Here is a 4630-nt window from a genome sequence, read left to right as displayed (position 1 = left end):
GCGGCGAGCGCCGCGGCGTCGCGCGCGATGACGCCCTCTTCGTCGGTCGGGATCACGAAGGCCGCGACCCGGCTTCCCGCCGCGCTGATGCGCTCGGCCGACCGCGCGCTGGCTTCCCGGTCGAAAGACAGGCCGAGCCAGTCGAGCCCGGCGCAGACACGCTCGCGGATCTCAGCCGAGTGCTCGCCGATCCCCGCGGTGAACACCAGCGCGTCCAGGCCGCCAAGAACGGACGCCATCGCTCCGACCTCGCGGACGATGCGGTAGACGAACTGCTCGGCCGCCAGCCGCGCATCCGGCTCCTCGCTCGCCAGCACCTCGCGCATGTCGGCGCTGACGCCGGACAGGCCCAGAAGCCCGCCGCGGCGGTAGAGCAGTTCCTCGAGGCTTTCGACGTCGTCGCCGCGCTCGCGCATCAGGTAGAGCAGCACGCCGGGGTCGAGCAGTCCGCAGCGCGTGCCCATCAGCAGGCCGTCGAGCGCGGAAAAGCCCATGGTGGTCTCGACGGACCTGCCGTCCCGCAGCGCGCAGAGACTGGCGCCGTTGCCGAGATGAGCCACGACCACCCGGCCGCGCTCGGCCTCCGACAGCCGCTTCGGCAGTTGGCTCGCGATGTAGGAGTAGGAGATGCCGTGGAAGCCGTAGCGCCTGAGCCCCTTCTCGCGGAGCTCCCTCGGCAGGGCGATGGTGTAGGCGACGGCCGGGATGGTGCGGTGGAAGCTCGTGTCGAAGGACGCGACCTGTGGCAGGCCCGGCGCGACCTCGGCCACCGCGCGCATCCCCGCGAGATTATGCGGCTGATGAAGCGGCGCGAGCGGGATGAGGGCTTCGAGGCGCGCGAAGGTCGCGTCGTCGACCAGCGCCGGCGCGCCGAACTCCGCCCCGCCGTGGACGACGCGATGGCCCGCCGCGATCAGCCGTTCGCGGCCGAACAAGTCAAACAGCCGCTTCAGCGAAACCCGCACTGCGTCGGCATGGCCCGTGACCCCGGAGGCTCTGAGCTTCTCGCCGTTGACCACGCGGCGGTCGTCTTCGGAAAGCGTGAGCGTCGGGTCGTCTGGAATGTTCTCGACCTGCCCCCGCCAGCGCGCCGCTCCGACGCCTTCGGGACCGGCCTCATAAGCCGCGAACTTGACGCTCGAGGAGCCCGCATTGAGGACCAGGATGACCGGCTCCGCCATGATGCCTCTTGTGTTGAGGGAGACTGCGCCAGAAGGGCTACGCGCGGCGAGGACTCCGCCGCGCGCCCTGTTATTCCGGCATTTTTAAGCGGAGACGCCGGCGAGCGCGATGGCGATTTCGTGCGGCGTGTCGACGACGCGGACGCCCGCCTGCTCGAGCGCCTCGCGCTTCGAGGCGTAGCCGCCGCGGCCGCCCGTCACGATCGCGCCCGCATGGCCCATCTTCTTGTCCGGGGGAGAAGACCGTCCGGCGATGAAGGAGGCGATCGGCTTGCGCATCGTCCTGGCGTATTCGGCCGCCTCCTCCTCCATCGTCCCGCCGATCTCGCCGATCATCGCGATCGCGTGGGTGCGCTCGTCGCGGTCGAGCGCCTCGAGCGCGTCGCGCGTCGTCGTGCCGATCATCGGGTCGCCCCCGATGCCGATGAAGGCCGACTGGCCGAGGCCCGCGCGCGTGAGGTTCAGGCAGATCAGCGTGCCGAGGCTGCCCGAGCGCGAGATGACGCCCACATGACCCGGCTTGAAGATGTTGGGGTTGTGACCCGGCATGATCCCGACGAAGCCCTCGCCCGGCGTCACGATGCCGGCTGTGTTCGGCCCGACGATCCGGCAGCCGGCGCGTTTGGCCCGCGCGTGGATCTCCAGCACGTGCTGCGCCGGAATGTGCTCGGTCAGCACGACGACGCATCCGATCCCGGCGTCGATCGCGTCCACGATCGCGTCGCGCGCCAGCATCGGCGGCACAAAGATCACCGAGATGTCGCACGCGATCTGCCTGGTGGCTTCGACCGCGCTCGCGAACACCGGCACGCCGAGATGGGTCTCGCCGGCGCGCTTGGGGTTCACGCCAGCGACCACCGAGGCGCCCATCTCCATCATCTTCTGGGACCAGAAGGTCCCCTGCTTTCCCGTGATCCCCTGGACGAGGACCTTTTGTCCGCTGCGATAGATCATTGCGCCGCCTCGACCGCGGCCTTCACCGCGTCCTCCATGAGATCGTAGGGTTCGAGCCCGAGCCGGTCGCGGACGAGCGCCACCGCCTCGTCCTCGCCGGTGCCGTGGATCGAGAAGAACACCGGCACGCTGGGCTTCAGCGTCTCCCACGCCTTCACCACGCCCTCGGCCATGACGTCGGTGCGGGCGAAGGCTCCGCAGAAGTTCACCACAAGGCTTTTGACGCCGGGGTTCGACAGCACGAGATCGAGCGCGATCTCGGCCTTGGTGTAGGCCTCGCCGCCGATCTCGAGGAAGTTCGCCGGCCGCCCGCCCGCGTGGTTGATGACGTCCATCGTGGTCATGGTCAGCCCGGCGCCGTTCGCCAGCACTCCGACATTGCCGTCGAGCTGGATGAACTTGAGGTCCGCCTCCGCGCCGCGCCGTTCGAGTTCGGTCTGCTTGTCCGGGGTCGCCGCGGCCGCGATCTCGGGCTGCAGGTCGCGCGAGGCGTCGTCGCCGACGAATTTGCAGTCGAGCGCCACCACGCGCCCGTCCTTGAGCTCCGCCAGCGGATTGATCTCGACGAGCTCGGCGTCGCGCTCGCGGAAGATCCGGTAGAGTTTGGCGAGGATGTCGACGACGCCCGCCTCCGCCGAACCGAGTTCGAGGCCGCGCAGCATCGCCCTGGCCTCGGCCTCGCCGAAGCCTTCGAGCACATCCACCACATGGCGGCGAATGGCGTCCGGCCGGTCGAGCGCGACCTCCTCGATGTCCATGCCCCCCTCGGTGGAGAACAGCACCAGCGGACTGCGGTTCGCGACGTCGATCAGCACCGCGGCATAGAACTCGCGGGCGATCGCCGCCTTCTCCTCGACGAGCACGCGCTCAACGACGTCCCCGCCGATCGTCATGCCGAGGATCTTCCTGGCGACCTCCGCGCCCTCCTCGGGCGTGTCCGCGACCTTGATGCCGCCGGCCTTGCCGCGCTTTCCGCTCGGCACCTGGGCCTTCACCACCGCAGGCCCGACCGCGCGGACCGCCTCCGCCACCTCTTCCGGGCTCACGCAGAGACGCGCGTTCCCGATCGGCGCGCCAGCCGGCCGCAGCACGACCGACTTCGCCGCATGTTCTTCGAGTTTCATCAGCGTTACTTCCCGTACTTGGTCCAGTGGGGGCCGAACAAAGCTTCTTCGGACGGCTTGTCCTCGGGGATCGGCGTCACCAGATGGGTGATGTTGATGAAGTGGCGGTAGTTCAGGTTCTCCGAGAGCGAATTCTTCTGCCAGGAGCCGCAGCCCATCGAGAGCGTGAACTCGAGCCCGCTGTCGAAGCCTCCTCCGTTCCCGAAGGTGTGCGCGAAGTTCATCAGGACCCGCACCACGGGCATCTCCTCTGCGAGCTCCCGCGCGCGGTCGGGCCGCGTGGTGTGCAGGCCGATTGAATGCCCCTTGCCCTGGAACTCCAGGATCTCGCGGGTCTTGGCCTTGGCGGCCTCGAAGTCGGCGGCGCGATAGACGGTGAGCACCAGCGCGAGCTTCTCGCCCGAGAGCGGGTGGCCGCGGCCGACGCCGGTCTCCTCCACCATGAAGAAGCGCGCCTGCTGGGCGGCTTCCGGCAGACCGAAGGCGGCCGCGAGCGTCGGGGCGTCGCGGGCGATGAGGTGACGGTTGAGCTTGCCGTTCTTCCAGAGTTCGCCGACGACCTTGTCCTTCAGGCTCGGGTCGACCAGGAAGCCTCCTGCCCGCTCGAGCGCGGCGATCGCGGCGTCATAGACCTCGTCCACGATGACGACCGCGTTCTCCGACGAGCACGAGGTGGCGTTATCGAAGATCTTCGACGCGCAGATCTTGCGCGCGGCGGCGTCGAGGTCGGCGGTTTCGTCGATCATGACCGGCACGTTGCCGGCGCCGACGCCGATCGCGGGCGTGCCGCTCGAATAGGCGCGGCGGACATTGTCCTGCGAACCGGTGACGACCACGAGTTCGACCGCGCTCATCAGCGCCTGCGTCACCTCCTTGGTGATCGGCGCCGGCAGGATCTGCACGAGGTCGGCGGGCAGGCCGATCGCCTCGAGCCCGTCGCGCATGAAGTTCACGGCCTTCTCGGTGGTGCGGTGGCCGAGCGGCGACGGCGCGATGATGATCGCGTTGCGGCCCTTGATCGCCATCATGGCCTTGTTGACCGGCGTCGCGCCCGGGTTGGTGGAGGGCGTCACCGCGCCCACCACTCCGAGGGGCTTGGCGAACTTCACGATCCCCCTCGCCTCGTCGCGCTCGATCTCGCCGACTGTCTTCGCCCGCAGCAGGTCGCGCAGGGTCCCGAAGGTCTTACGCTGCTTCTTGATCACCTTGTCCGGCACATTGCCGAGGCCGGTGTCCTCGACCGCGAGCGTCGCGAGCTCCTGCGCGTGCTCGGGCTTGTAGAGCGACCAGGCGAGCGCGCGCACCGCCTCGTCGACGCGGGCCTGGTCGGCGTCCGCGAAGGTTTCCTGCGCGGCGCGGGCCCGGCGCATG

4 protein-coding genes are annotated in these 4630 nt (G+C 69.2%); all 4 read right to left on the bottom strand.

What is annotated here, in order from left to right; all coding sequences use genetic code 11:
• Positions 1-1181: acetate/propionate family kinase (locus ACIKT0_RS13280; RefSeq protein WP_407105800.1), on the bottom strand; the 1181-nt coding region annotated here is incomplete at its 3' end.
• An 84-nt stretch (positions 1182-1265) separates the two neighbouring features.
• Complete coding sequence (gene sucD, locus ACIKT0_RS13275) at positions 1266-2135, bottom strand: succinate--CoA ligase subunit alpha (RefSeq protein WP_407105799.1); 870 nt, start codon at positions 2133-2135, stop codon at positions 1266-1268.
• Positions 2132-3259: a succinate--CoA ligase subunit beta gene (locus ACIKT0_RS13270; protein ID WP_407105798.1), complete on the bottom strand. Its 1128-nt coding sequence runs from the start codon at positions 3257-3259 to the stop codon at positions 2132-2134. The genes sucD and ACIKT0_RS13270 overlap by 4 nt, the downstream gene beginning before the upstream one ends.
• Before the next feature lie 5 nt (positions 3260-3264).
• Complete coding sequence (gene sauS / locus ACIKT0_RS13265) at positions 3265-4629, bottom strand: acylating sulfoacetaldehyde dehydrogenase (RefSeq protein ID WP_407105797.1); 1365 nt, start codon at positions 4627-4629, stop codon at positions 3265-3267.
• Position 4630 lies beyond the last annotated feature (1 nt).

This window comes from Hansschlegelia beijingensis, from assembly GCF_045505405.1.
Lineage (GTDB): Bacteria > Pseudomonadota > Alphaproteobacteria > Rhizobiales > Methylopilaceae > Methylopila > Methylopila beijingensis_A.
This window is presented reverse-complemented; position numbering and strand designations above follow the sequence as displayed.

Bases quoted from the DNA above. Each gene is read 5' to 3' on its own strand.
- sucD (WP_407105799.1), bottom strand. From the start codon at position 2,135: ATGATCTATCGCAGCGGACAAAAGGTCCTCGTCCAGGGGATCACGGGA.
- ACIKT0_RS13270 (WP_407105798.1), bottom strand. From the start codon at position 3,259: ATGAAACTCGAAGAACATGCGGCGAAGTCGGTCGTGCTGCGGCCGGCT.
- sauS (WP_407105797.1), bottom strand. From the start codon at position 4,629: ATGCGCCGGGCCCGCGCCGCGCAGGAAACCTTCGCGGACGCCGACCAG.